General features: G+C 58.4%; 20 protein-coding genes and 5 pseudogenes. 10 read left to right on the forward strand and 15 right to left on the reverse strand.

Annotated features, from left to right (window positions below):
• Window positions 1-11: 11 nt before the first annotated feature.
• From MUU54_RS09630 to MUU54_RS09645, 4 genes are all read right to left on the reverse strand, one after another.
• Complete coding sequence (locus MUU54_RS09630; protein WP_247243818.1) at window positions 12-1,322, reverse strand: TRAP transporter large permease; 1,311 nt, start codon at window positions 1,320-1,322, stop codon at window positions 12-14.
• The gene (locus tag MUU54_RS09635; protein WP_247243819.1) at window positions 1,322-1,810 is read right to left on the reverse strand and encodes a TRAP transporter small permease; all 489 of its coding nucleotides are present in this window, start codon (window positions 1,808-1,810) and stop codon (window positions 1,322-1,324) included. The genes MUU54_RS09630 and MUU54_RS09635 overlap by 1 nt, the downstream gene beginning before the upstream one ends.
• Window positions 1,811-1,867: 57 nt before the next feature.
• The gene (locus MUU54_RS09640) at window positions 1,868-2,860 is read right to left on the reverse strand and encodes a TRAP transporter substrate-binding protein (RefSeq protein WP_247243820.1); all 993 of its coding nucleotides are present in this window, start codon (window positions 2,858-2,860) and stop codon (window positions 1,868-1,870) included.
• 176 nt (window positions 2,861-3,036) lie between these two features.
• Window positions 3,037-3,945 (reverse strand): LysR family transcriptional regulator, encoded by a 909-nt coding sequence (locus MUU54_RS09645; protein WP_247243821.1) that lies wholly within the window; start codon window positions 3,943-3,945, stop codon window positions 3,037-3,039.
• 134 nt (window positions 3,946-4,079) lie between these two features.
• Between MUU54_RS09645 and MUU54_RS09650 the strand changes: the two genes are divergently transcribed.
• Complete coding sequence (locus tag MUU54_RS09650; protein WP_247243822.1) at window positions 4,080-5,183, forward strand: mandelate racemase/muconate lactonizing enzyme family protein; 1,104 nt, start codon at window positions 4,080-4,082, stop codon at window positions 5,181-5,183.
• Window positions 5,184-5,765: 582 nt separating this feature from the next.
• On the opposite strand, the gene MUU54_RS09655 is transcribed toward MUU54_RS09650, so the two are convergent.
• The gene (locus MUU54_RS09655; RefSeq protein WP_247243823.1) at window positions 5,766-5,981 is read right to left on the reverse strand and encodes a hypothetical protein; all 216 of its coding nucleotides are present in this window, start codon (window positions 5,979-5,981) and stop codon (window positions 5,766-5,768) included.
• 57 nt (window positions 5,982-6,038) lie between these two features.
• Between MUU54_RS09655 and MUU54_RS09660 the strand changes: the two genes are divergently transcribed.
• Window positions 6,039-6,416, forward strand: a complete 378-nt coding sequence (locus MUU54_RS09660) for a hypothetical protein (protein ID WP_247243824.1) — start codon at window positions 6,039-6,041, stop codon at window positions 6,414-6,416.
• A 91-nt stretch (window positions 6,417-6,507) separates the two neighbouring features.
• Here MUU54_RS09660 and MUU54_RS09665 read toward each other — a convergent pair whose 3' ends face one another.
• Window positions 6,508-8,322 (reverse strand): glycoside hydrolase family 15 protein, encoded by a 1,815-nt coding sequence (locus MUU54_RS09665; protein WP_247243825.1) that lies wholly within the window; start codon window positions 8,320-8,322, stop codon window positions 6,508-6,510.
• 363 nt (window positions 8,323-8,685) lie between these two features.
• Here MUU54_RS09665 and MUU54_RS09670 point away from each other — a divergent pair.
• Window positions 8,686-9,157, forward strand: a pseudogene (locus tag MUU54_RS09670) (PAS domain S-box protein); the annotation flags it as partial.
• Between the two features lie 112 nt (window positions 9,158-9,269).
• Here the strand turns inward: MUU54_RS09670 and MUU54_RS09675 are convergent.
• The 3 genes and pseudogenes from MUU54_RS09675 to MUU54_RS09685 form a co-directional block, all read right to left on the reverse strand.
• Entirely contained in the window at window positions 9,270-9,659 is a 390-nt protein-coding gene (locus MUU54_RS09675) for a response regulator (protein WP_247243826.1), read from the reverse strand.
• A 155-nt stretch (window positions 9,660-9,814) separates the two neighbouring features.
• On the reverse strand, window positions 9,815-10,252 hold the full coding sequence (locus MUU54_RS09680; RefSeq protein ID WP_247243827.1) for a sigma factor: 438 nt from the start codon (window positions 10,250-10,252) through the stop codon (window positions 9,815-9,817).
• 686 nt (window positions 10,253-10,938) lie between these two features.
• A pseudogene (locus MUU54_RS09685) lies at window positions 10,939-11,037 on the reverse strand (transcriptional regulator); the annotation flags it as partial.
• 382 nt (window positions 11,038-11,419) lie between these two features.
• Between MUU54_RS09685 and MUU54_RS09690 the strand changes: the two are divergent.
• Window positions 11,420-12,226 (forward strand): TSUP family transporter, encoded by an 807-nt coding sequence (locus MUU54_RS09690; protein ID WP_247243828.1) that lies wholly within the window; start codon window positions 11,420-11,422, stop codon window positions 12,224-12,226.
• Between the two features lie 483 nt (window positions 12,227-12,709).
• Window positions 12,710-13,783: a porin gene (locus MUU54_RS09695; protein WP_247243829.1), complete on the forward strand. Its 1,074-nt coding sequence runs from the start codon at window positions 12,710-12,712 to the stop codon at window positions 13,781-13,783.
• Window positions 13,784-15,478: 1,695 nt separating this feature from the next.
• On the opposite strand, the gene MUU54_RS09700 is transcribed toward MUU54_RS09695, so the two are convergent.
• Window positions 15,479-15,727: a hypothetical protein gene (locus MUU54_RS09700; RefSeq protein ID WP_247243830.1), complete on the reverse strand. Its 249-nt coding sequence runs from the start codon at window positions 15,725-15,727 to the stop codon at window positions 15,479-15,481.
• A 313-nt stretch (window positions 15,728-16,040) separates the two neighbouring features.
• Here MUU54_RS09700 and MUU54_RS24980 point away from each other — a divergent pair.
• Window positions 16,041-17,159 (forward strand): annotated as a pseudogene (locus MUU54_RS24980) (IS3 family transposase).
• Window positions 17,160-17,289: 130 nt separating this feature from the next.
• Here MUU54_RS24980 and MUU54_RS09710 read toward each other — a convergent pair.
• The 4 genes and pseudogenes from MUU54_RS09710 to MUU54_RS09725 form a co-directional block, all read right to left on the reverse strand.
• The gene (locus tag MUU54_RS09710; RefSeq protein WP_247244020.1) at window positions 17,290-17,682 is read right to left on the reverse strand and encodes an oxidoreductase; all 393 of its coding nucleotides are present in this window, start codon (window positions 17,680-17,682) and stop codon (window positions 17,290-17,292) included.
• A gap of 326 nt (window positions 17,683-18,008) precedes the next feature.
• A pseudogene (locus MUU54_RS09715) lies at window positions 18,009-18,243 on the reverse strand (transposase); the annotation flags it as partial.
• 271 nt (window positions 18,244-18,514) lie between these two features.
• Window positions 18,515-18,850 (reverse strand): annotated as a pseudogene (locus MUU54_RS09720) (IS5 family transposase); the annotation flags it as partial.
• A 442-nt stretch (window positions 18,851-19,292) separates the two neighbouring features.
• Window positions 19,293-21,389 carry a transglycosylase SLT domain-containing protein gene (locus tag MUU54_RS09725; RefSeq protein WP_247243831.1) on the reverse strand — a complete coding sequence of 699 codons (2,097 nt, stop codon included), beginning with the start codon at window positions 21,387-21,389 and terminating at the stop codon, window positions 19,293-19,295.
• 226 nt (window positions 21,390-21,615) lie between these two features.
• Between MUU54_RS09725 and dapA the strand changes: the two genes are divergently transcribed.
• From dapA to MUU54_RS09740, 3 genes are all read left to right on the forward strand, one after another.
• On the forward strand, window positions 21,616-22,500 hold the full coding sequence (gene dapA / locus MUU54_RS09730; RefSeq protein ID WP_247243832.1) for a 4-hydroxy-tetrahydrodipicolinate synthase: 885 nt from the start codon (window positions 21,616-21,618) through the stop codon (window positions 22,498-22,500).
• 107 nt (window positions 22,501-22,607) lie between these two features.
• Window positions 22,608-23,084: an SsrA-binding protein SmpB gene (gene smpB / locus MUU54_RS09735; protein WP_247243833.1), complete on the forward strand. Its 477-nt coding sequence runs from the start codon at window positions 22,608-22,610 to the stop codon at window positions 23,082-23,084.
• A gap of 221 nt (window positions 23,085-23,305) precedes the next feature.
• Window positions 23,306-24,262, forward strand: coding sequence for a lysylphosphatidylglycerol synthase transmembrane domain-containing protein (locus MUU54_RS09740; RefSeq protein WP_247243834.1), 957 nt, complete (start codon window positions 23,306-23,308; stop codon window positions 24,260-24,262).
• A gap of 10 nt (window positions 24,263-24,272) precedes the next feature.
• On the opposite strand, the gene MUU54_RS09745 is transcribed toward MUU54_RS09740, so the two are convergent.
• Window positions 24,273-24,848 carry a LabA-like NYN domain-containing protein gene (locus tag MUU54_RS09745; RefSeq protein WP_247243835.1) on the reverse strand — a complete coding sequence of 192 codons (576 nt, stop codon included), beginning with the start codon at window positions 24,846-24,848 and terminating at the stop codon, window positions 24,273-24,275.
• Between the two features lie 286 nt (window positions 24,849-25,134).
• Here MUU54_RS09745 and rpoZ point away from each other — a divergent pair, with 286 nt between their 5' ends.
• On the forward strand, window positions 25,135-25,548 hold the full coding sequence (gene rpoZ / locus MUU54_RS09750) for a DNA-directed RNA polymerase subunit omega (protein WP_247243836.1): 414 nt from the start codon (window positions 25,135-25,137) through the stop codon (window positions 25,546-25,548).
• The last annotated feature ends 38 nt before the right edge of the window (window positions 25,549-25,586 follow it).

Consider the following 25,586-nt stretch of genomic DNA (forward strand, 5'->3'; position numbering starts at 1 on the left):
ACGTCCTTCCCTTAGATCAGGCTTGGTAGGAAAGTGATGAGCTGTGGGAAGATCATCAACATAGTGGTCGCGGCGACAATAATGGCGACGCTAGTCCACCCAGCAGAGAAGATGGTCCTCATGGTCAGGTTTTCGCCTACGCTGTAGAGCGTGAACAGATTGTAGCCGAAGGGCGGTGAATTGCTGCCTATGGAAATGAAGATCAGAAATAGGCACCAGAAGTACACCGGGTCGAGGCCGAAAGACTTCATGATCGGCTGGAGGATCGGTATCACCATCAGCATGTAGGCAACCTGGTCGATAAACATGCACATGAAGAACGTGATCAGCAGAACACCAACTGTGAATGTCAGACCATTGATAGGCAGAGATGTAATCGCGTTCACCAGTCCGGACGTTGCACCGGAGAAAGCCAGGAGTTGGGTGTAGAACGTAGAGGAGACGACAATCACCATCAGCACCGCCGTAACCGATGCGGCGGACTTTAGGGATTCAATGAACATCTCCCAGCGGAGCTTGCGATAGCACGCTGCGACAACGAGTGATGCGAGCACACCTGTGGCGGCCGCCTCGGTTGCAGTCGCAACACCGAGTAGAATAAAGCCCATGATGCTGAAGATGACGATCGCGAAGGGCAGGCATTGCGCGAGGGCGATTGCCTTTTCTCGGAAGGAGACATTCTCCACCACCTCATCGATGGGAGCCAGCGACGGGTTCAACCGAACCGAGATCGCCACATAGATCGCAAATCCGCCCGCAACCACCAAGCCAGGAACAACACCTGCAAGAAGAAGCTTTGAGATTGAAACATCAGCAACGGACCCGATGACGACCGCCATAGTGCTCGGCGGGATGATTGGAGCCAAAGCCGCTCCTGCAAGGATCATGGATGCCGACATCCGTTGATCATATCCACGCTGAATCATGGTCTTGAGTGCGGTCTTCCCCAGCATTGCAGTCACAGCGATAGCCGAGCCAGACAGAGCACCGAAAACTGCGGACAGTGCGACTACGAAGTAGTAGAGGCGTCCCCTGAGTTTGCCGAAGAGCTTTCCAAGGGCATCGAAGAGCACATCAACAGAGCCAGAGCGGAACAGCAGTTCGCCCATCAAAACGAACAGCGGGATGGCAGCAAGGCTAATAGAGGAAGAACTGCTGTAGATGCTGTTAGCCAGCATTCCAAAGCCAGAGGGTCCGATAAGGACCACTACGCCCAGGATATTCAACAACAGGAACCCGATAAAGATCGGGAGCCCTATCAAAAGCGAGGCAATAAGCAGCGCGAGGGCAAGCGGAAGCAGAATTTGCCATTCAAGTAGCATTAGGCGGCCCCGTCCTTCTTGGAGCCAGTCGCCACGTGAATGGCAGAGCTGAGCAGGCCAAGAACCATCACAGCCAGAAGGGGCCACTTGGGAATGGGGAGAGACGATGCCGTCATCGTACCCCTGGTGAACTGCTTCAGCGCTTCACCCCCAACGATGTATGCAGCGTACAAAAGTACTAACACCGTTGTGATACGGGCTACGAAGTGAAGAATCTTGGCGGTGCCAGGTTTCGAATTTGAAACCAAGATATCGATAGTGACGTGAGCGTTTGACATCGTCACGTAGGGAAGCCCAAGGAAGATAACTACAAGTGTAGCTATCCCAATCACGTCTTGGGACCAGTTGGTGGGCGCGTTGAAAAAATAGCGCAGTGCCACCTCGATATTGAACATGACTGTGAACAGGAGAAGTGAAATCATCGCAAGGGCAAACATTCCCTTGGTGAGCGACCGATGGCAGCCGATCAATGCAGAGAAGTTCAGCATACCGAATCTCATCAGTGGAGCGAGAGCCTGTTATCAGGCTCTCAGCAGGGATATCGATTACTGCTTTGCAGGCGTCATGCCTTGCGACGCAGCGAATGCGCGGAACTCTTCGGCTTCAGCGCCGGCTTTATCGACACCGAGTTTCCAGATGCCTTCTGCCCAGTGGTAATCGAGCTTTGCTGCGGCGGCTTCAGTGAAGCGTGTCGGCTTCATACCGGCCTCCGTCATCAACTTACGCTCGTCATCATTTAGCTTGTTGTAGAGCTCCATGGTCTCAAGCTCGGTTTCCATGGCCGCCTCTTCGATGACCCTCTGCGTCTCCTCGTCGAGGCTATTCCACGTATCGAGGTTCATCAGGAGCGTGGTTCCAGTTTGACCGTAGGAGGGTTCGGTCCAGTAGCCAGCGACCTCGTTGAGCTTGAAGTCCACGATGCCGACGACGCTCCATGCTGCGCCATCGATGAGACCTGCCTGGAGGGACGGGTAGATCTCACCGCCAGCTAGAAGCACGGAAGAGCCGCCGAGTGCGTCGACGAGACCGTGATACGTGACATTCGCGCGGAGTTTCAGGCCTTCAAAAGGCTTGTCAGTTTGCGGAAGCTCGTTCTTCGTAACGAACAACAGAGCCTTTTCGCCCTGAGACTGCAAGGCGATGAGCTTCATGCCCTGCTTCTGATAGTACTTGTCGAGATAGTCCCAGACACCGGTCTCGCGGCGCTTCTTGGGATCTGGATCGATCGCGTCGATGGTCACACCAACGCCTGCGTCACCAGAATAGTAACCCGGCTGAGCGAAAAGCATCTGGAATGCACCTGACTGGACAGGCTCGAACTGCTCGTAGGTCGAAACGACGTCCGGCCCCGAAAAGCCAAAAGTGAGCTTACCATCCGTGCCCTCCTCGATCTTCTCCAGCAGCGGGAAGAGCATGGTCTTGTTGAAGACAAAGTTCTGATCGAACGCTGATAGAACGCGAAGCTGCTCACCTGATGCCACCCCCGCATGCATTGTAAGCGCGAGTGTAGCGACAGCGAGAGAAAGTTTCTTGAACATTGGTACTCCCTTTATTTATGCGTTGAGCGGTCCGGTTCTCGACGCCTGTTCCCCAACCTCTTGAGCGAGGTATCACTATTACCAATCAGATGAGCATCGCCGCCTTCATCAAGCAAGCTTTATCTAGACAAATAATATCTGGGAATCATTATAAACATTTCTGATGTAGTTGGCTCTCATTTCGCCATGACGACCAAATTTGGCGGTGTCGAGTTCGCTAGGTGCTCGAAGGCTGCTGCGGCGATGGAATGGCCGATGCTATCGAGCGGACCAGTCAGATAGCACGCTGCAAATGTCGGCGATTCTGGTTCCAGATCGGAGGAGACCACAACAAGGGAGCCGTCTTCCAACTCCTTCTGAATGGCTATCGCGGGCACCGCAATGATGCCGTACCCTTCTCGTGCGAGTGCGACGGCAAAGGCGAGTGAGGAAACGCCACTGAGTTTGGGGGCAAGGTTGGCTCGATCAAATGCGCGCAGGATGCTCTGGTAGGTTTGAGTTCGCCGCTCGAACGTGAGGATTGTGTACTCGCCAACCTCTGTAAGCGTCCGCCGTTTTTCATGCAGCATCAGGTTGGGGGAAGCCGCCAATACCACCGGGGTAGTGCATAGTGTCCTGCTTGCTACATTGGGTTCCGTACTCGGGCCTATCATGAAACACAAATCCAGCTCTTGCTGGACGAGAGACTGAGCCAGGACGGGAGACGTGCCGATCTTGAAGTCGAACGTGGCCTTGGGATACATCTCCCTCAACTGCATCATGAAAGAAGCCAGCCATGTCATTGCGAGGCTATCGGCCGCTCCGATGCGGTAGGTGCCGCGATAGCCTCCCTTGTCGCCGACAGCATCACGTGCCTCTTCTTCGAGCTCCAGCATTCTTTTGGCCACTTCGAGGAATGCCCATCCCTTTGGCGTCAGCTTTGCCCGGTGGGATGATCGGTCAAACAGGGGAGCATTGAGCCAATTCTCAATGGCTGTGATTCTCGCGGAGACCGTTGGCTGGGAGGTGTTCAGCTTGTCAGCCGCTTTTTGATAGGTGCCCATGGTGGCCACCAGATAGAAGGTTCGTATCTGCGTGAAATTCATGCCGTTCCCGATCCCAAGCCATCTTCATAAACTTTCGTTATAAAGCATAGCGGCTAATTTTTTAATATTTACAAACAGATGCATTCGGTATGCCTTCGATGAGATCAAACAAATCAAAGGGAACGTTAGCTCAGATGAAAATCAAAGCTATTGAAATGTACGGCTACAAGCTGTCCTACGCTCATGGCGAATACGTCATGTCTGGGGGACGCGCTGCGACGCACCAGGATTCTACGCTTGTTCGCATCATCACGGATAGCGGACTGGAAGGCTGGGGCGAAACAGCGACCCTGTCCGGAACCTATCTACCCACGTTCTGTGGTAGCACACGCGCATCGATCGAGGAGCTCGCTCCTGCCCTGATTGGCGAAGACCCCCGCAACATCAACCACATTAATCGCCTCATGAATGGCCGTCTCCTTGGCCAGTACAACGCCAAGAGCGCCATCGATACAGCCTGCTGGGACATTTTCGGAAGGTCTGTTGGACTTCCGATCAGCACACTTCTTGGTGGCGTTCAGCAGGAGCAGTTCCCACTATATGAGGCCGTGCCGCTCGCATCCCCTGATGCCATGGCGGAATATGTAACGTCACGAGGAGCCGCAGGCGTCCGACGTTTCCAGCTCAAAGTTGGTAATGACCCACACGAGGATGCTGAACGCGTGCGCGAGGTCATGAATGCGGCAGAAGAAGACATGATTGTCATCGCTGACTCCAACGGTGGCTGGAGCCTGCAGTCCGGCATCATTGCGGTGCGCCTGATGGACGATCTGGACATTTACGTCGAGCAGCCGTGCCGTGAAACCGCTGACTGCGCAATCGTGAAGTCCATGACACACCTTCCTCTGGTCATGGACGAGAGCGTTGTTACGTCTGCTGATCTCTACCGAGCCAAGTACGAGGCCAAAGCAGGTTCTATCAACATCAAGCTTGGTAGAGTTGGAGGCATCACAGGTGCCGTCCGTATGCGCGACCAAGCTCAAGATCTAGGCATCGATTTCTGTATCGAGGACATGTGGGGAGGCGATGTGATCTCCGCTGCCGTCGCCCATGTGGCCGCCAGTTCGTCTCCAGAAAGCCTGATGCACGCTTCGTTTTTCAATGATTGGACAAACGAACATGTAGCTGGTTACCAGCCACGATCTTTGAACGGAATGGGTTCGGCACCAACAGGGCCCGGACTCGGCATCGAGGTAGATCTCTCTGTTCTCGGCGAGCCGCTCGCGAGCTTTCGATAGACCTGCCCGAATGAGCGTCCACGGTTCCTCCCAACCGTGGACGTCTGTACGTTTTCCCTGAGCAAGAAGAGCAGACTATACGGCTTGCTGTTATTGGCGGTGCTGGCAAGGATATTCGGAAAATCCTGGTCGAACACTGGTGCAACAATGATGCCAATTCAGGGCTCGCCGGGTCCTGAAGGTCCGGGTTTGGAAGTGGAAGAGGCGCAAGCCGCGTGCAACCTCAAACCACTCCTGACTGGTAGTTGCGCGGCGACTGACGGGAAGGTCGTTTTCCGGGTATCGCGAAGGTGCGTCGAGCGGCTGGTGCGGGCGCATAACGGCCACGAACGCGGTAGCCTTAGGATAGCAGCGACATCGAAGTCCGCCGAACATTCTTAAGCTGTCTCGTCCTCCTCTCCGGCCGGTGCCGTATCCTCCTGTACGAGGTCTCGGAAGGATTGACGGGGCATTGCGCGCTTATCGTGTGCGACATCGATCACTTTCATATGTATCGCTGGAAGTATCGAAAACGGCCGGTCTGCCAGAACCTTACGGAAAGCCCTGATTTGGAGGCGATGGCGGAGGATAGGATCGGCAGGATCAGATATCTGGTAGAGAAGGCCACGCAAAGCGCGGTAAAGCCGGCAAGAAGTTTGAGCGCCAGGCCAGAAGAGCAAGATACTGCCAGTCAAGATAAGCCATCGACTTCTGCCAAAAGGTCACGTTCATCACAAGCAGCAGATAGAGCGCGACTCCACCACTCAACACCTCGCTGCGGATGGTTGGACGCACCGCCTTAAGCTTCTTCAGAAACATAACGCCGAGAGCTCCTGTTCGGCAAAGGGCGTTTCTCGGACCTTTACCGCAAGATGGATGCACTGCGCCGCCAGTACGAGCCTCTGTTGCGGGAACAAGTATCCCCGCATCGCGCGCCGCGTCTCCGGCTACCCGAACGTCGACCAGCCCTACCCGGAGAACGGCATGAATGTCGCGCGGGCGCTGGTCGGAACCGAGGGCACCTGCATCGCGGCACTAGAGGCGGAGCTGGAGCTGATCGAGCGTCCGAAGGAGCAGGCAACGGCGATTCTTGGCTTTCCTGACGTCTTTGCCGCCGCTGATGCAGTGCCCGAGGTGCTTGAGCACAAGGCGAATCGCGTTGAGGGCATTGGCCACCTCATAGCCGACTTCGTCCGCAAGAAGGACCTGGATCCGCAAGCGCTGTCGCTGCTGCGGACGGGAAGGGCTGGTTAATCTGCCAGATGAGCGCCGATACGGCGGAAGGGGCCGTAGACAGGCACGGCAGCTCACCTCATGATGCGCCTATTTCAATCGTCCTTGGCGCTCACCCCACGTCCTCCTTTTCATCCTTCTGCGACCGCTCTTCTGCCGGTCCTTCCGATCGGGCGAGGTTGAGGGCTGTGCTGATGAGGCCGATATGGCTGAAGGCCTGGGGAAAGTTGCCGAGCATCCGGGCGTCGACGGGATCGTATTCCTCCGAAAGAAGGCCGACATCGTTGCAAAGCGCGGTGAGCTTCTCGTATAACCGCTTGGCGTCCGCGTAACGGCCCATCAGCACCAGCGCGTCGCAAAGCCAGAAGCTGCAGACGAGGAAGGCGCCTTCGCCGCCCGGCAGACCATCATCGGAGAGATCGGTTTCGTAGCGCAGGACCAGGCCGTTTTGCACGAGGCGGTGCTCGATTGCCTCGACGGTCGAGACCACCCTCGGATCGTCCGGCGGCAGAAAGCCGACCAGCGGGATCTGCAAGAGACTAGCATCCAGCACCTTGGAACCATAGGCCTGCACGAAGCTGCCGATTTCCTCGTCATAGCCGTTGCGGCAGACGTCGGCGTGGATCTCGTTGGCGATGCTGCGCCAGCGGCGCGCGCCGTCGATATCGCCACCGGCATCCTTTGCCAGCCTCGCTGCCCGGTCGAAGGCGACCCAGGCCATGATCTTGGAATGGGTGAAATGGGCCGGGCCGCTGCGAACCTCCCAAATGCCTTCGTCCGGCTTTCGCCATGCCGTCTCCAGGAAGCTGAGGAGCACCCGTGATATGGCGCGGGTGCGCGGGTGAGGCGGGAGCCCTAATCGAAGCGCCTGCGCCAGCGCATCGGCCACCTCACCATAGACGTCCAGCTGGAACTGTCCGGCGGCGGCGTTGCCGATGCGTACTGGCCTTGAGTTCTCGTAGCCTTCGAGCCAGTCCGCCTCCCATTCCGGCAGATGCCGTTCCCCGGCAACGCCGTACATGATCTGCATCTGCTCCGGCGTCCCGGCTACGGCCCGCATCAGCCACTCCCGCCATGCCTGAGCCTCATCCAGGTAACCGAGGTTCATGAAAGCCATCAGCGTCATCGTGGCGTCGCGAAGCCAGCAGTAGCGATAGTCCCAGTTGCGCAAGCCGCCAATCTTTTCCGGCAGAGAGGTGGTGACGGCGGCCACGATGCCGCCTGTCGGCAGGTAGGTCATTGCCTTGAGTGTGATCAGCGAGCGCTTGACGATCGGAGTATAACTGTTGACCGGCGGGCAGCGGCTGACGAATTCGCGCCAGAAGAATACCGTCTGCTGGAGCGCAGCCTCCGGATCGCGCGCAGTCGGCGCCTCCTCGTGCGACGCGCTATGGGTGAGGGTGAAGGGAAGGCGTTCACCGGATGAGACGGTGACGGTCGCCTTGCTGTGGAAGTCCTGGCCTTTCAGCTCAACCGGACTCTGGAGCGTCAGCCGGTCGGGCCCGGCCACAGCCGTCAGCCGCCCCGCCTCGCCATGCGAAACCCAGGGGACGTTGCGGCCATAGCCGAAGCGCATGACGAGATCGATGTCGAAGTCGACATGGCCGTGCCTGCCCTCGACGATGCGAACGAGGTTGCTGGATCCGTCCCTTGGCGGCATGAAGTCAAGGATGGCGGCGGTGCCGGTCTCGGTGGTGAATAACGTCTCCAGGACCAGCGTGTCTTCGACATAGCTGCGCTGGCTGCTGTAGGGCTTGGCCGGCGTGATCGACCAGTGACCGTTTTCGACAGTGCCGAGAAGGGCGGAAAAGCAGGCGGGGGAATCAAAGCGCGGAAGGCAGAGCCAGTCGATCGACCCGCCCTTGGAAACGAGAGCCGCGGTCTCGCAGTCTCCGATCATCGCGTAGTCTTCAATCCTTGCCGGCATGTTCACCTCATCTGCCCTATCTCGGAAATGTGCCGAGCCCGCCGTCGCGGTCGACCATCCCATATCAGGTAACGCACGCACGTCTCATGCGGATCTGCGTCAAATTCTCTAGAGTGCAGTATCAGTGGCAGCGCGAGATTACGGCAAGCAAATGGTGTCCAGTCGACCTCTGTGGAACTGTCGCACTGTCACGGTCGTCTCGCGACATATTTCTCATCTAGGAGATATTGCTGCCTCGATAGAAGATTGCATTTACCTAATGCAGTGGATGCTGATGGGAATGCGGCCGGGGCAACGGACATGAGATTTTTGGTTAGGGCATCCGATGCGGGCAACGTACTAAAGGCGCTCTTGGTTTCCTAGGCACTCATCGAGTTCGACCTGAAGGGCAATATCCTCAACGCCAACGAAAACCTCTGACGGGCCATCGGCTACAGCCTGGGGGGAGATCGTCGGCAGGCATCCAGCATGTTCTGCGACCTGGTCTGGTCGCGTCGCCGGACTACGCCGCTTTCTGGAAGCGGCTCGGGGGACGGCGCCTTTGATGCCGGCAGCTACAAACGGAATCGCCAAGGCCTGGCGGGAGATCTGGATCCAGGCCTCCTACAATCCGATCTTCCGGGGCGGCAAGCCTTACAAGGTCCTGAAGCTCGCTGCCGATATCACCGAAGCGAAAAAGCGGGCAACGGAAGACGCTGGGAAGCTGGAGGCGATCTCGCGTTCGCTGGCCGTGATCGAGCTCACGCCGACCGGCGAAATCATTGCCGCCAACGAGAACTTCTGCCGCGCGATGGGCTATACGCTCAACGATATCATCGGCAAGTATTACCGGATAGATCGAGCAGTTCAGGACAAGGGCGCAAGCGATGGTGCCGGCGGGGCAACAGTTGCAGGCGGCCTGACAGGACCGACACCCCTGCGAAAACTGCGCGGCTAGGGCAACGGCGTCAGAACAGTCTCTTCATCTGCGGAGCGAAGAGTTCGGCCGCGATGTTCTCCAACTCCGTCGGCTTTTCACAAAGGGCAAAGCCTGTATAGGGTACGGGAATGATGCTGGGGTCGTAGCCGGTTGCAAACACGAAGGGGATGTCCAGTTCCGCCAGACGTTCGGCAACGGGAAAAACCAGCTCGTCTCCCAGGTGAACGTCGAGAATGGCCGCATCCACCTGTTGATCGCCGATAAGATCAAGTGCCTCAGACACACGCGCGGTCGGACCGATCACTTTCGATCCCAGGTGCTCGAGCTTGCGGCGCGTTTCGTCGGCGAGAAAGTATTCATCCTCGACGATCAGAATGCTCTTGTAGGCAAAGTGCTGTAACAGGCTTTTCTCAGGCAAAACCTACTTCTTTCCGCCGCTGTCTTGGCCGCTGCTGGAGGCTTCGTGCCTCTCAGCATTAAGGTGGCTTGAAAGGCCGAAGGATTTCTCCTTCTATATGGATACGCCGTCCAGCGTTGTCAGGATCATGGTACGGGCGCGGTTTACCCCGCTCTTCACCGTTCCGATCGGGGCAATTGAAGCGTTGCGCGCCACATTCGTAGCTCTCGCCCTGCAAGAGGACGACCTCCAGCGCCTCCCGGTAGTGAGCGCAGTCGTTCAGCGCGTCCTGGAAATCGTCTGTGCGGAGGGCCCATTCCTGGGGTGCCTTGATGGCAGCCTGATAGGAGATGCAGTCCTCCAGCCCGAGAGGTTCGCGCTGTGCGAGCCTGGTAACGGGTGCAGAAGGTATTGCGCAGGATCGTGAACAGCCAGGACTTGAGCTGCGTGCCCTCGTGCAACTTGTCCATGTTGGAGAGCGCCCGCGCCAAAGTCTCCCGGGCGAGGTCTTTTGCATTTTGCGAGCTGCGTTCGAAGCGGCGTGCAAAGACGGCAAGTGCGGGAATTAATGACGCGATTTCGTCGTGGAGCTCGGGGCGAGCATGATCCTCCATGCCATACTCCTTCTTGAACAGCCGCCGAACAGGACGGGACGGTGATCGTTCCAATCGACATCGAAGGGAATCGGTAGGCGGGTGCTCCGGGCGGGCCCGCCCTCTTTGCGCCAGGCTCTCTTGCTTACGATCTTCGCGTGGATTCCCGATCTGCCTGCCATGGCCTATCGTCGGCCCGGATCGAAGATCGTGGGCGGGTGCTCCTGCCACCGCGGCGGCGGCGGCGGCGGAGGGAACCGCAGGTGAGGCGGCGGCGGCCCTGGCAGTTCGTCTGGCGCATCAGGCTGGAACTGACGCGGCCGGACCCGCAGCCGGGCTGGATCATCCGGGTCAATCGTCTTCCAACGTGGAGGCGCAGGTGCATTCTGGAACGTCCGCCGACATGTTCCGGCGGCTGTCCTGTACCAACCGGGGCCGCAGGATGAGTTTGCGACGGCAATGGGCCGGGAGGCGTCGGGCGTTCCATCAGAAGCCGGCTGAGAGAGCGCGGCCGTTGCGAAGAGAAGAGTGGCCGTTGCTGTGACCGAGAGCGCGCGAGGGAAGCAGTGGTTCAAGAGCGGCTTTTAACCTCAGTTAGAGATCGCGTTGCAGGCTCTTCTTCCATCCAAGCGCCGCATGAACTCAATGATCCGTATTAGTGTGCATTTTTTGCGGCGGCCCGGAGGAGAGAGAGAGAAGATAGATGTTCATTCCGTTTTGGTGTCCTTGCAGAATATGGAGTAGAGGGCGCCAACCAGTTGCGCCGCCTTCTCCTCGGTCAGGCTGTAGAAGATCTGCTTGCCTTTGATCGGCGGAATGTTGATCGCCGTCTCGGCAAGCCATGCTGCTTCTGATCAACGGCCGAACTTGAGGCATCAACGGCATCCTTGGCCGCCTTGCCCAGGGCGTCTGGCTCACGATCAATGCCGCCTTCGTGCTTTGGTCTCGTTGTCGGGCCCGTCGTCTACCTCTACTTCGCGGGAAATCGGCTGTCGTCCAGTTGGCGGCAAACCTGCCTCTGCTGCTCGCGGTAGGCCTTCTGGTGGGCTTCGGCTAATGGCTCGGCTCCGGCTGCACTAGCGACCGTGGCGTCCTCGGACTGGCCTGGCCTGGCTTTCGCTCCGATTCATGGTCGCCATCCTGACTTTCTCGGCATCGGCGTTCTCACCGTCACGCTGATGAAGACACTTGCATGAGCCCCATATCCCTCAGCGCCTGGGGGCTCTGCTCCCCGGCAGCGTGTTTGGCCTCGGACTGGGGCTGTCGGGCATGATGAACCTCACGCGGGTGCAAGGCTTCCTCGACCTCTTCGCCATCATGGTGGCTATGTTCTGCACGACCGAACCCTCGGGAGGCGGACGTGACTCACTCCTTGTGGCGGCAGTCGGCTCCGGCGTACTCGTCGGTTTCATGCTGGGCTTGCTCGATGGCGGCGGTTCCATTGTCGCGACCCCGCTGCTGCTCCACCTAGTGGGGGTGGCCCAGCCGCATGTGACGACGATCGGCACGGGCGCGCTTGCCGCCTCCGTCGACGCCCTTACCAATTTCTCGCCCATGCAGATGAAGGGCAATGTCTGGTGGTGCTGCTCGCTTGTCTTCGTCACTCTCGGAACTGCCGGCGCATTTGCCGGCTCCATCGATGCAGCCGGGGTCGCCCTCATCGCCGGTGCAGCATCCGGTTTCTTCGGTATCGGTGGCGGCTTCCTGATCGTGCCACGGTCGATCCTGGCAGCGGGCATGCCGACCCTCAACGCCGTCGGCACCTCGCTTATGGCTGTGACGGCCTTCGGGCTGGCAACTGCCATCAAATGCGCAGCCTCCGTCTCGTCGACTGGTGGCTCGCTGCCGAGTCCATTGGAGGTGGCAGGTTTGGCGGTCGGCTTGCTGCTCGCCGCTCGCGTCGCCCCCTATAAGGGACTCCTAAACCGCCTGTTCGCGCTGCTCGCTTTCGTTGTTGCAACCTACGTGCTCTGTCGACGCTCGTCCGCTCTCTAGCGCCGCAACCGATTCCCGTTGCGAATCCTAATATCGCGAATCGAAGCGCCGGAACGCGGCTGCTGACCCCGACCGAGGATGTGCCGAGTTCTGACACCGCACTTCTGACACATCAGTCAGGGGCAAAACGGCACCTTTGCGGCACGATTCGGACCAGGGAACGAGCTTCGCGGCTCCCCCTAACGTGTGGAAAGCTGCCGATAAGTGGCTGCGAGACCTGCACTTTCTTAACGCAACGTAAACCTTTCCTCAGCCCGGCCGCCACATTTGTGTCCTTTCAGCAACAGGATCCCCGTAAGCAGGCATGAGACGCCGGTTCTGCGATAGTTCGAGATTGCATGACCTCGCCCGTCTTGTATTTTCACTCTCGGAAGCGAGGCGGTGGATCGTCCGTCTTCTGGCAATCGACGGGAATGGGGCAGGGAACGCTGTCCTTCAGCAAAAGAACCCAGACCCATACGAAACTTTGACTGGAGGTCAAAAATGAACATCAAGAGCCTTCTTCTCGGCTCCGCTGCTGCCCTCGCAGCAGTCTCCGGCGCTCAGGCTGCCGACGCTATCATCGCCGCCGAGCCGGAGCCCATGGAATACGTTCGCGTTTGCGACGCATTCGGCACCGGCTACTTCTACATCCCGGGCACCGAAACCTGCCTCAAGATCGGCGGTTACGTCCGCGTACAGGTTGATGGTCGCAGCGACTTCGATCTCGGCGGTGTGGATCTGCAGGACGGTGGCTATCGCACTAACACCCGCGCTCAGCTCCAGTTCGACGCGAAGTCCGACACTGAGCTTGGTGAACTTCATTCAAAGATCACTGTTCGTGCAAACACCAACGGCGATGACGACTTCTATATGGAAGAGTCTTATCTTGCCATTGGCGGCCTTCGCGTAGGTTATTTCTACAACTACTTTGATACCGGGCTTCCGGGCGAGACCTTCCTGTCCGACGGTGGTCCGATCGCGGGTGCTGGCTACATCGGTGGCGACACGCTGAACAACTCAATTCGCTACACCTTCGAGGGCGATGCATTCTCGGCCTATGTTCAGGCCGATGCGTTCGATTCTCAGGACGGCTGGAAGACGGATGCTGCTGGCAACGATGACGAGATCGGTGTCAACGCTCTCATCGGCGGTGCATTCGGCGGCGTTGCCGTCAACCTCTTCGGTGCCTACGAATTCGAGAACGAAGATGGCGTCGTTGCCTCCACGCTGACGGCAAATGTTGGGCCGGGTACTCTGGGCATCATGGGCGTCTACTCGTTCGGCGCCAGCCGCTACTGGGACTTCTCTGAATGGTCGATCGGCGCGGAATACGCCATCGCCGTTACTGAAAAGTTCAGCATCGCTCCTGGCGTTCAGTACTGGGACAACATCCTGTATGATGCTGATGGCGATTACGAGGATGGCAGTGCATGGCGCGTTGGCGTAACTGCGGACTACGCCATCACCCAGGGCTTGGCATTGAAGGCTACGGTCAACTACACCGACGTTGATGCCGGTGCGCTGGGCGATGGCGATCGTTGGGACGGTTTTGTACGTCTTCAGCGCTCGTTCTAATCTGACTTAGTTCAGACGGGATAAAAGCTCGCAGCCCCATGGGCTGCGAGCTTTTGACGTTGCTGTTGTGCAAGATGCGGGATGATTGTTCGCGTTGACGTCGGATTTTTTTCGTTGTCAAGCGTTGATGAAGCAGTCGAACATCGTTTCTTTGCCTATAGAAGAGGCAAGAGAAGTGATCTGGCAGCCAAGGCTGATCCGGACGCTAAGAGCGAGTTCAGCAACTTTAGGCCCGCCTATTCGGTTAATCTTCAGTCCCACCAGGGCCGCCCAGTCAAGGTCGCCCAAAGCACCAGCCTGTCCGCATTGTTCCACAAGTATGGCTGCATACTTTCGGAAGCTGGTAGTCACCGGAATAACGTAGCGGCTTTCATTTCCGAGCTTTGCGACATCCTCCTCGGAGAAACGTTTGAAACATTCTCCCAGGAGAAGGTCGACAGGCTCGCAACGCTTAGCAGATTTCCGCGGAAAGCGTACAAGAGGGCGACATAAATAGCCTTTCCGAATTAAACCGCCAGTAAGAAGAACACGCTGGCCGTATCAGGTTCCTCGAATACGACGAGGAGGATCGTTTATTCTCAGCCATCGGCATGAAGACGGTCATTACCGTGATTTGTGCTTTTCTCTCGTAGATACTGGCGCACGCCTCGGCGAATTCTCTTTTGGCGAAAAGAAAGGTTTGGCCGGTTGTCGAAGGCTGGTCAGGCCGACATCCAGGCTCCTGATCACATCGGGGCAATGGCAAACCTGAGTTGTGTGGGTCGAAAACCGCCGTACAAGGATCGTGGCTTTCGCGGATGCTCGCGAAGAAGCCGTGCGTGCCAATGGCGATCTCACTGGCGAACTAGATGGCTCGGTCAACATGGGCCATGCTGACGAAGCGGGAAGATTATCGAGACCCAGCTTGGCAATGGCAGCGTGAGAGGAAACTGCCGTGGATAGCCGGGACTCGCAAAGAGGTGTGAGAAGTCGACGACCTGAATGGGCGCATGATCGAACCGATCGGGAACGGGAAAACCAGTTTGGCACTTTGAGCCTGCAAGCTCGGGGTTAAAATTTGGACCCGCTCCGCAGATCGCCATACAGGCCGGCGGCCTTTGCAAGCGTCGCAACAAAGGGCCTGACAGAAGACCGCACTCGATCACACGTAACTAGGTCAATGCCACGCATGAAAGGAACTCGTCGGAACCTCGGACATCTCCTGTCTGGCCGGGTGGCGTCAGCCACGCCGGTCCGCATCGGAAAGGCGAGGAGCCGTAGCCGTTGATGGACGGACAGGAGAAGTCAGATCTCCGGCATAGTAGCTGAGAAGCCAACGGACAAAGTCGGACGACCGGCGGAGGGGGCCCAGTTCTATTTGTCCGCACCTCCACCGTCCCGGTTTTGCATGCCGCCTGACACAACAGGTGAACATTGCGATTTTATTCCCATGTCCACCTCTGGCGGGGTCACTGCTAGCGATACGTTAACCACAAGATGGATGACCCAGACTTAGGTACCGAACGAAGAGCGGACGGATATGCAAGGACGCTTGCGTGCCTCAGAGCAACGGATAGGCAGAAGACCTTCCGGCGTCTCGTTGTGGTGGGCCATGCCGTGACAAAGCTAACTGTCAGTTGGCATGGCAGCGGGCGGATGACGACGGCTGCTCCACCAAGTCCCAGCCATTTATCCTCCGCCCGCTGCTACGTTAGTTCAACTGTCCGAGGAGACAGAACGAGATACCAGCCTCAGCGAACGGTCCTTGTCAATCACATAAATCTCGTCATAGCGGTGGCCGTCTGCGTAGAACTCGTGGGATACGGTGCTGCCAATAGGTGCCTTCTCAAGTCGAGTGGACGGCTGCCCATTGTAGGTGATGCTACCTGGGATAGGCTCTATCGCGAATGCTGAGCTAGCGCCGACAACTGCTGTGAGTAGGGCGAGCGCGAGTGTCTTTTTCATGATCAAATTTCCTTATTTCCTTCAGGCCGACAATTCTGACGTTCGGCCTGCAATAAGGATCGGGATGCCAGCACCGCTTTTCAATTTCTCCTTTCGCGACCGCTCCTTTTCCAAAAGGCGAACAATCCGACTGCTCCCTTCACCATCAGCGAGAACTATAAAGTTCAATAGCTTGGCAGGCGCCGGGTGCTGCAGTAGGGAACGGAGGTTCCATTTTACAAGATCTCTCACAGAGAGGTGGCTCGGGAAATCTGCCCAGCTAGGATAAGTGGAATTTCTGCCTGACTTCGGCTTGGATCGGGAACAGGAGCCCATTTCAGGACGACCGCGCCGGAACCACAGCCCGGCTTTCAAGGCAAAGTGGCGCTTGCCGCCATCCGAGGTGAGCAGACGCTGGTGGAACTATCCCGGCAGTTTGACGTTCACGTCAACCAGATCAAGCAGTGGAAAGACCAGCTCCTTGAGGGGGCGACAGGCGTTTTCGGCGATGAAGCGAAGTCGGAACCGGCGGGTCCAACCGTCGATGTCAAACGCTGCATGTCAAGATCGGGGAGCTGACACTGGAGAATGATTTTAGCCGGCGCGCTCGGCAAGGCGGGATCGCTGGGCGGAAAGAAATGATCGACCGCGAGCACAAACGCTCTGTGTCGCGCCAGGCAAAGCTTCTCGGCTTCAGCCGTGGCAGCGTTTATGATCTTCCTCGTCCAGTGTCTGACTGCGATATGGCCCTTATGCGACGGGTTGACGAACTGCATCTCAACTACCCGTTCGCCGGAAATCGGGTGCTGCAAGGGCTATTGAGGGAAGAAGGGCTGGGAACGGGGCGGCGGCACGTCGCCACGCTGATGAAGAATGTGGGCATCGAGGCGATCTATCGTCGCCCGAATACGTCGAAACCGGCACCTGGGCACAAAATCTATCCCTACCTCCTGCGAAAGATGGCGGTCACCCAGCCCAACCAGGTGTGGGCAATGGACATAACCTACGCTCCGATGGCTCCCGGTTTTGTTTATCTCTGCGCCGTCGTGGACTGGTTCAGCCGGAGGTCCTGTCATGGCGGCTGTCGATCACGATGGAGGCATCCTTTTGCATCGAAGCAGCCGAGGAAGCACTGGCCCGTTACGGCAACACCGCCAGGGCTCGCAGTTCACCTCGATGGACTTCACGGCGGTGCTGAAGAAGGCTGAGATCGTCATCTCGATGGACGGCAAGAGCGCGTGGCGAGACAATGGTCTTCGTCGAACGGCTCTGGCGTTCGCTCAAATACGAGGAGGTCTATCTCCACGCCTACAAGGCCGTGTCTGAGGCCCGCGCGGGCATCGGCAGAGATCTGAACTTCTACAACAGCCGGCGCCCAGATTCATCACTTAACCGGCAGACGCCGGATCGGGCCTACTTCAACGCGCTGGCACCAATGATGGTGGCGGCATAATCGAGGCGGAAATCCACTTAACGAAAGGCCCGAAGCTGTTCAGACAAACCGAGCCACCTCGCAGGTTCTATCGCTTGCTAGAAAGAGGATTAGGCGAGGGAGGAGCATTTAGCACCTCCCCCTCTCCAGATTAGCAGGAGGTCCCTGCATTCCCGGCAGTACTGGGGTCGGGCGTCGCAGATGTAGGATTGCCAGCGGTAGCTGCCACGCCCGGCGCGGCAGGCGCACCGCAGTTGGTGTTGGAGCTGTCTTGCGTGTTGGTCTGCTGCGACCCGCCCGCACCCAGGTTGGAAGATCCGTTGCCTGCGGCTCCACCCTCGTCCGAACCGGCCTCTCCGCTCGTTGCACCGGCTGTAGTGCCACCAGCACCTTCCCCTGCCCCAGATCCGGCATTCGAGCCTGCGGTTCCACCTGCGTCCGATCCGGCCTCGCCGCTGGTGCCCCCGCTTGGGCTGCTCTGCGCAACTGCTGCCGTGGCAAGACCAAGCGAAAGGGCGGTGACTGTCAAAAGCTTCGAAATCATCTTGCAGATCCTTTTATCTTGTAGTGCCTTTAAGGCTTTGCGGAGGTCCAACGGCTTTGATGGACTAAAGTTCCTTGCCTTCGCTACGCATCCGCTGCCCACGTCATGCCTTGTGGCGTTTTCAACGTCTTAGAGCCCGCCGCGAGAGGCAGGTTCTGCTCTTCGCCGTCATACTTCTCTGATTGTTGTTCTGATCTTGAGCATTGTCGGCTACGATGGCAGTCAGCGAGGTTCGCATGGCAATGGCGAGCAACAGGCGACAACCTTGACCTGCCAGATGATTGGTCGGACCGAAGTCATTTCTTCTGTGGCATCCATACTGCATCGACCTCTTCCCTGGTCGCCGCCGGTTCCGACCCCGCTTCATCGCCGAAAACGCCTGTCGCCCCGTCAAGGAGCTGGTCTTTCCACTGCCTGATCTGGTTGGCGTGTACGTCGAACTGCGGGGATAGTTCCACCATCGTCTGCTCACCTCGGATGGCGGCAAGCCACCTTTGCCTTGAAAGCCGGGCTGTGGTTCCGGCGTGGTCGTCTTGACATGGGCTCTCCTGTTCCCGGCATCCAAGCCGAAGTCAGGCAGAAACTCCACTTACCCTAGCTGGGCAGATTTCCCGAGCCACCTCTCCTGACTGGCATCTATAGGACATTGTCTGGAACCCCGAGTTGCTTCCTTCAACCGACTGAGTTTGCGAGAGGCCGCTCTTAGTATGGTAAGCGAGATAGCGTCAGTGCCGAATCCGGCCGATGGTCGTCCATTTGTCAATTTGCTGGGGAGTGCTCCAGGCCTGATATCGGCGATCGGCCACCTCATCCGTCACCACGTAAAACGGCGCTGCGCACTTGACGCAGTACCGGCAGCATCGCCGCGGGCACTGACGTAGGTGCTGTCGATGGAGGTGCTTTTGGTGACCGCGCCAGACGTCGCGAGCGCCTCGACCAATTCAGTCCAGAACCGTTTGCGAGACCAACGGTTGAAGCGGTTGTAGACCGTGGTCGAAGGGCCATAGTCGCGCGGACAATCGCACCACCGGCAGCCGACCTTGAGAACGTGGATGATGCCGGAGATCACTCGACGATCATCGACCCGGCGAGCCCCGCCCTTGTTCCTCGGCAACAGGCGCTCAATGACCGCCCATTGCTCGTCCGACAGCCAAAACAAGCGACCCATTCAAGCCTCCAATCGATCGATTGGAAAACTTGAATCTGATTTGCCGCGGCAAAATCAACATGATAAACGGGTTTCGACCCTAGAAAGCACAGCCATCGGTGCTGGGCCTTTTCAGCGCGCCGTTTGTTCTCGCCTCTATCCGACGAAGAAACTCCCGCACCAGCCGCGAGCGCCTGTCTTGGCTGCCTTGACGCCGCCCAATGGCCGCGCTCAATTTTCATACTGAGCGCGTAACTGGCTTATGGTTCGTTGGCGGGATATGCGCGAGTGTCACGGCGCTGGCCACAGAGACGGGGAAAGCAGGTCGTTCCGGATCCTGCCGAATGCAACCGGGTCTTAGCCTATATCTCAAAGTTTCGAGGGTCCGGTATCTTGCCGCGCCTTTCTTGTTGGTGGCAAAGCTCGAACTGATCGACCCACGATTTTGAACATCCCAGCTTAACTACCTGTCCGCGGCCATTTGCTGCCGCCCAAACCTGAGATCCCTTTCGATATCGGCATTCTGCCCGAGCCGGGTCTTGTAGACCTGGTAATTTTCCATGATCCGCTGCACATAGCTGCGCGTCTCGGGGAAGGGGATGCGCTCGATCCAGTCGACCACCGCTTCGATCGGCTTGCCACGTGGGTCCCCGTAGCGCTCGATCCATTCGCGCACCCGCCTTGGCCCCGCATTGTAGGCGATAAAAGTGAGGACGTAGGAGCCGTCGAAACTGTTGATCTGTTCGCCAAGATAATGTGCGCCGAGCGTGGCGTTGTATCCGGGGTCATCGGTCAGCCGGGCCGGCGCATAGGCAAGGCCGTGTCGCTTCGCCACCGCCTTGGCGGTGCCGGGCAGGAGTTGCAGCAGACCGCGGGCATTAGCCGGTGATACGGCCGCCGGATTGAAGGCGCTTTCCTGACGAGCAACGGAATAGGCCAGCGCTTTTCCCGATCCTTCTATGTTCGCGCTTGTCGGGATAACGCCCGTCGGGAAGGCAAGCGCGGCAACGTCGCGGCCCTCTGAGAAGGCCGTCTTGCCGATTTGCAGGGCGAGATTGTGGTCCCCGCGTTTCTCTGCCTCCGCCGCCAGGAGAGAAAGCTCGCCTGGGCTGATGATCTGCTTTGCCAGCGCCTTCATCAGCGTGTCGGCTCGCTTCTCATGGCCGACGGCCTGCAGCAGGGCGATCGCCTTCACCGGTGCGCGGCTTGCAAATGTATGGCGGTCGCTGTCGCTTGGCATCGGTGTGGCGACGTTCAGCGTTTTCATGCCAATCCGCGCAGCCGCAAGCTGACCGTAGAAACTTCCGGCATAGGCGGCGGCCTTTTCGTAGAGCGCTCTCACCTCGCTCGCCGATGCCTCGTCCGCAGCACGAGCCTCGGCGGTGCGGCCGAGCCAGTACCAGGCGCGCGAGGCCGATATCGGTCCGTTGGCGAGCTCCAAAACGCGCTTGAAATGACGTTCGGCAGCGGCAGTGTCATTGAGGTTGCGCAGCGCGTACCATCCTGCGTGGAATTCTGCGTCTACGATATCGGTTGCCCGCTCCGCGTCATGCGCCGAGACTATTTCATAGGCCCGCTTGTAGTCGCCTTGGTCGGCCAGCCCCCGGGCAATGATGCGCTTTTCGTCCCACCATTCGGAGCTGTTGATCAAGCGGGTAGCATCGCGCGGGACCTTCTTCAGCAGCGCCGCGGCCTCTTCATACTTATCCTGCCGGCGCAACCGCTCGATCTGCAGGAACAGATAGGCCGGATCATCGCTCCAAGACTTGTCGACTGCCTCAAGTAGGCTGCCGGCGTTCTTGGCTTCGCGGATCACCGCCGTCCAGGCCTTGTAGAGCGAGTGCGCCTCGCCGAGCTCGGAAAACCGCTTCGCTTGCGAGACGCGGCTACGATACATCAGGTAGTCCATGCGCGCCTTGTGGTCTGCCTTGGTCAGACCCTCGCCAAACACCTCAAGAACGCGATTTTCCAGCGCTACGTCCAGCGGATCGCTCTTCCAGAGCTGCCGGATCATCTCTAAGGCTTCCTCGCTCTTGCCCTCGTGGTCGAGCGCGCGGGCGAGCGTGTAGCGTCCTTCTGGCGTCTCCGGCGGCGCTTCTTTGAAGAACGCCTGCACTGTCGCTGCCTCAGCACTTTCCAGGAAGAGAGCCCGTTCCGCCTGTGCCCTCAGTGCTTCCACGCCGGGCCAACCGAGCAGTTCCTGTTCTGCGGCGGCAACCTCCCGAAAGGGTACGCGAGAACTACCGGAGGTAGCAAGCGCCCAGGTGAGGATCTGGCGGTCCAAGGATCCGGCCGGCATCCCATCGCGGACGGAAAGCGTGCGTTTCATGTCCCCATCAGAGAGAGCGTCGAGGCCGATCTTCAGCACGGGCGCAGGTGTCAGCCGATCGCCTCTCGGCAACGCACCGCCGGGAAGCAGCGTATTGAATGCTGCCGTACTTGGGCTATCCGGCTTGACGTAGGGCAGCGGCACAGCTGTTTCGGGCAGCGGATCTGCGATCGATGTGCCGCTTGCAAGCGGCACGGCCAGGGCAGTCAGCAGCAGTATCGGCGTTCTCATCCGACGACTCGCAAAGAAGATAGACAATCCCACCTCATATTAGCTGCCTCTCGTGTTAACAGAGGCTTACTGAAACTCGTGAAAATTGCGCCACTTCTCAGTGGCGACATACAAGAAGAAATCGCCAAAGCATCCGCTTGTCGTGGCATTCCCACCGCTCTAATGTGCGCCACCTTATTCACGGAATGCGGCCGAAGCATGGATTGCAGGTCGCCAGGAGTTTTGCATGTTCAAGGGATCGATGCCCGCACTCGTCACGCCGTTCAAGGAAGATGGGACAGTTGACGAGGAAGCCTTTGCGGCCCACGTGGAGTGGCAGATTGCAGAAGGTAGCAGCGGTCTGGTCCCAGTGGGAACGACGGGGGAATCGCCCACGCTGTCGCATGCCGAGCACAAGCGCGTCGTCGAGCTTTGCATCGAGGTTGCCGCAAAGCGCGTCCCGGTCATCGCCGGCGCGGGGTCGAACAATACTCGCGAGGCGATTGAGCTTGCCACCCATGCGCAGAAGGCCGGCGCAGACGCTCTCCTGGTGGTGACACCCTATTATAACAAGCCGACCCAGAAGGGCCTCTTCGTCCATTTCTCAGCCATCGCCGAGGCGGTGACGTTGCCCATCTTCATCTACAACATTCCGGGGCGGTCGGTGATCGACATGTCGCCGGAAACGATGGGGGCGCTTGCAAAGGCGCACAAGAACATTGCCGGTGTCAAGGATGCGACGGGAAAGCTCGAGCGCGTATCAGAGCAACGCATCACCTGCGGCAAGGACTTCATCCAGCTGTCCGGCGAAGATGCCACGGCGCTCGGCTTCAATGCCCATGGCGGCGTGGGCTGTATCTCGGTCACTGCCAATGTGGCGCCACGCCTTTGCGCCGAGTTCCAGGCGGCAACCCTTGCCGGCGATTATACCAAAGCTCTCGAGTACCAGGACAGGCTGATGCCGCTGCACAAGGCGATCTTCCTGGAGCCGGGCGTCTGCGGCGCCAAATATGGGTTGTGGAAGACGAGAGGGGTTAGCCGCTCCGTCCGTTCGCCGCTGATGTCGGCGCTGGAGCCGGCTACGGAGAACGCCATCGATTCGGCACTGAGACACGCCGCGCTTCTCAACTAGTCCGGGCACATGTGCTTCACTTCGCGGTCACTGCGCCTTACATGAGGGTTGTGTCGTCCGCCGTCTGCGGTAAGCACATCAGGTCACAGAAGAAGAGTTCGCAAAAGATGGCCCCCAAAGGCAGCCAGCGCACGGTGAAGAAGGTCGTGGCGGAAAACCGCAAAGCCCGCTTCAACTATGAGATCCTCGACACCTATGAGGCCGGCTTGGTGCTGACCGGCACCGAGGTCAAGTCATTGCGCGAAGGCAAGGCCAACATCGCGGAGTCCTATGCCTCGGACGAGGGGGAGGAGATCTGGCTGATCAACTCCCACCTTCCGGAGTACCTGCAGGCCAACCGCTTCAACCATGAGCCGCGCCGCCGCCGCAAGCTGCTCCTCAACAAGCGCGAGATCAACCGGCTGCGCGCCGGTATCAACCGCGAGGGAATGACACTCGTGCCGCTGAAGATCTACTTCAACGACCGCGGCAGGGCAAAGCTTGAGCTCGCTCTGGCGAAGGGCAAGAAGCTGCACGACAAGCGCGAGACGGTGAAGGAACGAGACTGGAACCGTCAGAAGAGCCGTCTCCTGAAGGATCATTAGCGGCGGGTTTGCCGCCGTCCTCGATGGGCTGATGTCTGTTCATCTCGATCCCATCGAAGCACTCAATCTGTCGGATCGCCGTTTTCACCACCTTGCTCCGGGCTACAATCCGGATGATTCCGCATTCATACGCATGCTTGCCCGGTGGACGCAGGATAAGTGGCCGCAAGGAACAAAAGCCTGTTCTTCACGTTCAGGTGAAACCCTCATGCGAGCCGACTATGACGCGAAAACAAATGGTGACCTATGGATTGCTTGTCCTGGGTCTTGGCCTTGCGGCCTATCTTCTCTGGAACATTTTCAGCCAATATACCTGGTCCGATATCACCGCGTCGGTGGCGGAGATCCCGACCTTTAATCTGGTGCTGGCTCTCGCCTTTACCGCCGCTTCCTATGTCTGCCTGACCGGATTTGACTGGTGTGGCGTGCGTTATGTCGAAAATGATCTTGCATACCAGAAGATCGGGCTCGCTTCTTTCATCAGCTTGGCTGTCGGTCAAAGTGTTGGCTTGGCAGGTTTGAGCAGTGGCGGACTGCGCTATCGATACTACGCCCATTGGGGGATGGATACAGAAGACGTCGCCAAGATCGTTTTGATGTCAGGTGTAACGGTCGCGATCGGACTAGCGATGCTCACCGGGGTCGTCATGATTATCAACCCCGCGGATGGGGCCGAAGTGCTGCGCATAGGAGAGCCGGCGGTTCTTGCCATTGGGATCGGGTGTCTCCTTGTTGTTGCCGCGTATCTGGCGCTGGCAAGATTTGCCCGGGCACCGGTGCGGATCCGCAAGTGGACCTTTCAGATGCCGACGCTCAAGCTGGCGCTGGCGCAGGTGGTAATCGGCACGCTAAACTTCGCCCTGGTTGCCGCTGCGCTGCGGGAGGTGATGGGCGCTGCGGGCGATGTCAGCTATCTGAAGGCGGCCACGGCTTATGTGCTTGCCAATATCGCCATCATCATCACCCATGCACCGGGAGGGCTCGGCGTGCTCGAGGCGACGGTGCGGCACGTGATGGGCGACAAAGCCTCCATTGGCTCGCTGGTGGCATTCCGGGTGATCTATTACTTCATCCCGCTGGCAATCGGCATCCCGCTTGCGCTTGTGACTGAGGCGGTCTTCAAGTCCCGCAAAGGCAACGGCTCGCCCCCTGTCGCGGGAGCGAGCAAGGCTGGTTAATAAACCAGCTTCACGCGTCGCTCGGCTCCACCGGTTCGCTGGGACGTGGTGCTCGTTCTGAAGGATCGCGCCCGATTTCGCCCTTCAAAGACGCAAGGTCGATGAAGTGGTCCGACTGGCGCCGCAGGTCATCTGCGATCATTGGCGGCTGCGTCGCCATCGTCGAGACAACCGAAACCTTCCGGCCGCGGCGCTGCAGGGCTTCTACAAGGGTGGTAAAGTCGCCGTCGCCGGAAAACAGCACCAGATGGTCCGCCGTCTCCGACTGCTCCATCGCATCGATCGCAAGCTCGATGTCCATGTTACCCTTGATCTTGCGGCGACCCATGGAATCTGTGAATTCCTTCGCGGGCTTTGTCACAACCTTATAGCCGTTGTAGTCCAGCCAATCGATCAGCGGGCGGATCGAGGAGTATTCCTGGTCTTCAATCAGTGCGGTGTAATAATAGGCGCGCAAAAGATAGCCGCGCTTCTGGAACGCCTTCAGCAGCTTGCGATAGTCGATATCGAAGCCAAGGCTCTTGGAAGCAGCGTAGAGGTTCGCGCCATCTATGAAGAGGGCGATCTTCTCTCGGGGGTCAAACATTTTATCTCCATCCCATTTATTATTTCCTGCGAGGCAGGATTGGCGCCCGTTCCCAATATGTGGTGTGCGCTGCGGTAAGCATATTACATTATCAAACGTTCATGTAACTGCATTTACGGCACGATCGGGATTTGTCCAGCAACTTTCCCCCAAGCTGATTGAGGTGACTTGAGCGGGACATGTGCAGAAAGCTGGGGCGCCTCTAACAGGAAAAACTTGAATTCCTGACGCAATGGCTGTATCGGGCGTGTTAATTCCCGAACATAACGACCGTAAAGGACAGGCAATGGCCCGTGTCACCGTAGAAGATTGCATTGACAAAGTCGATAACCGGTTCGAGCTCGTCCTTCTGGCCAGCCACCGCGCGCGCCAGATTTCGCAGGGTGCCTCCATCACCATCGACCGCGACAACGACAAGAACCCTGTCGTTGCGCTGCGCGAAATCGCTGACGAGACGCTGTCGCCCGACGATCTGAAGGAAGACCTCATCCATTCGCTGCAGAAGCATGTGGAAGTCGATGAGCCCGAGCCCGATCCGGCGTCGCTGCTGTCCTCCAATGCCGGTGCCGTCACCACGGCCGACCGGACGGACGAAGAGGACGATCTGCCGGAAACCGTCACGTTTGATCAGATGTCGGAAGAGGAACTGCTTGCCGGGATCGAGGGGCTTGTTCCGCCGGAAAAGAGTGACGATTACTGATCGTCCATTGTCTGGTCCTCAATCCTTTGCATGATCTA

The sequence above is a fragment of the Pseudorhizobium tarimense genome (assembly GCF_022968135.1).
In the GTDB taxonomy this organism is placed as follows: domain Bacteria; phylum Pseudomonadota; class Alphaproteobacteria; order Rhizobiales; family Rhizobiaceae; genus Neorhizobium; species Neorhizobium tarimense.

Coding starts and splice junctions, on each gene's coding strand:
- MUU54_RS09630 (WP_247243818.1), bottom strand. CDS start 1,322: ATGCTACTTGAATGGCAAATTCTGCTTCCGCTTGCCCTCGCGCTGCTT.
- MUU54_RS09635 (WP_247243819.1), bottom strand. CDS start 1,810: ATGCTGAACTTCTCTGCATTGATCGGCTGCCATCGGTCGCTCACCAAG.
- MUU54_RS09640 (WP_247243820.1), bottom strand. CDS start 2,860: ATGTTCAAGAAACTTTCTCTCGCTGTCGCTACACTCGCGCTTACAATG.
- MUU54_RS09645 (WP_247243821.1), bottom strand. CDS start 3,945: ATGAATTTCACGCAGATACGAACCTTCTATCTGGTGGCCACCATGGGC.
- MUU54_RS09650 (WP_247243822.1), top strand. CDS start 4,080: ATGAAAATCAAAGCTATTGAAATGTACGGCTACAAGCTGTCCTACGCT.
- MUU54_RS09655 (WP_247243823.1), bottom strand. CDS start 5,981: ATGTTTCTGAAGAAGCTTAAGGCGGTGCGTCCAACCATCCGCAGCGAG.
- MUU54_RS09660 (WP_247243824.1), top strand. CDS start 6,039: ATGCACTGCGCCGCCAGTACGAGCCTCTGTTGCGGGAACAAGTATCCC.
- MUU54_RS09665 (WP_247243825.1), bottom strand. CDS start 8,322: ATGCCGGCAAGGATTGAAGACTACGCGATGATCGGAGACTGCGAGACC.
- MUU54_RS09680 (WP_247243827.1), bottom strand. CDS start 10,252: ATGGAGGATCATGCTCGCCCCGAGCTCCACGACGAAATCGCGTCATTA.
- MUU54_RS09695 (WP_247243829.1), top strand. CDS start 12,710: ATGAACATCAAGAGCCTTCTTCTCGGCTCCGCTGCTGCCCTCGCAGCA.
- MUU54_RS09700 (WP_247243830.1), bottom strand. CDS start 15,727: ATGAAAAAGACACTCGCGCTCGCCCTACTCACAGCAGTTGTCGGCGCT.
- MUU54_RS09710 (WP_247244020.1), bottom strand. CDS start 17,682: ATGATTTCGAAGCTTTTGACAGTCACCGCCCTTTCGCTTGGTCTTGCC.
- MUU54_RS09725 (WP_247243831.1), bottom strand. CDS start 21,389: ATGAGAACGCCGATACTGCTGCTGACTGCCCTGGCCGTGCCGCTTGCA.
- dapA (WP_247243832.1), top strand. CDS start 21,616: ATGTTCAAGGGATCGATGCCCGCACTCGTCACGCCGTTCAAGGAAGAT.
- smpB (WP_247243833.1), top strand. CDS start 22,608: ATGGCCCCCAAAGGCAGCCAGCGCACGGTGAAGAAGGTCGTGGCGGAA.
- MUU54_RS09740 (WP_247243834.1), top strand. CDS start 23,306: ATGACGCGAAAACAAATGGTGACCTATGGATTGCTTGTCCTGGGTCTT.
- MUU54_RS09745 (WP_247243835.1), bottom strand. CDS start 24,848: ATGTTTGACCCCCGAGAGAAGATCGCCCTCTTCATAGATGGCGCGAAC.
- rpoZ (WP_247243836.1), top strand. CDS start 25,135: ATGGCCCGTGTCACCGTAGAAGATTGCATTGACAAAGTCGATAACCGG.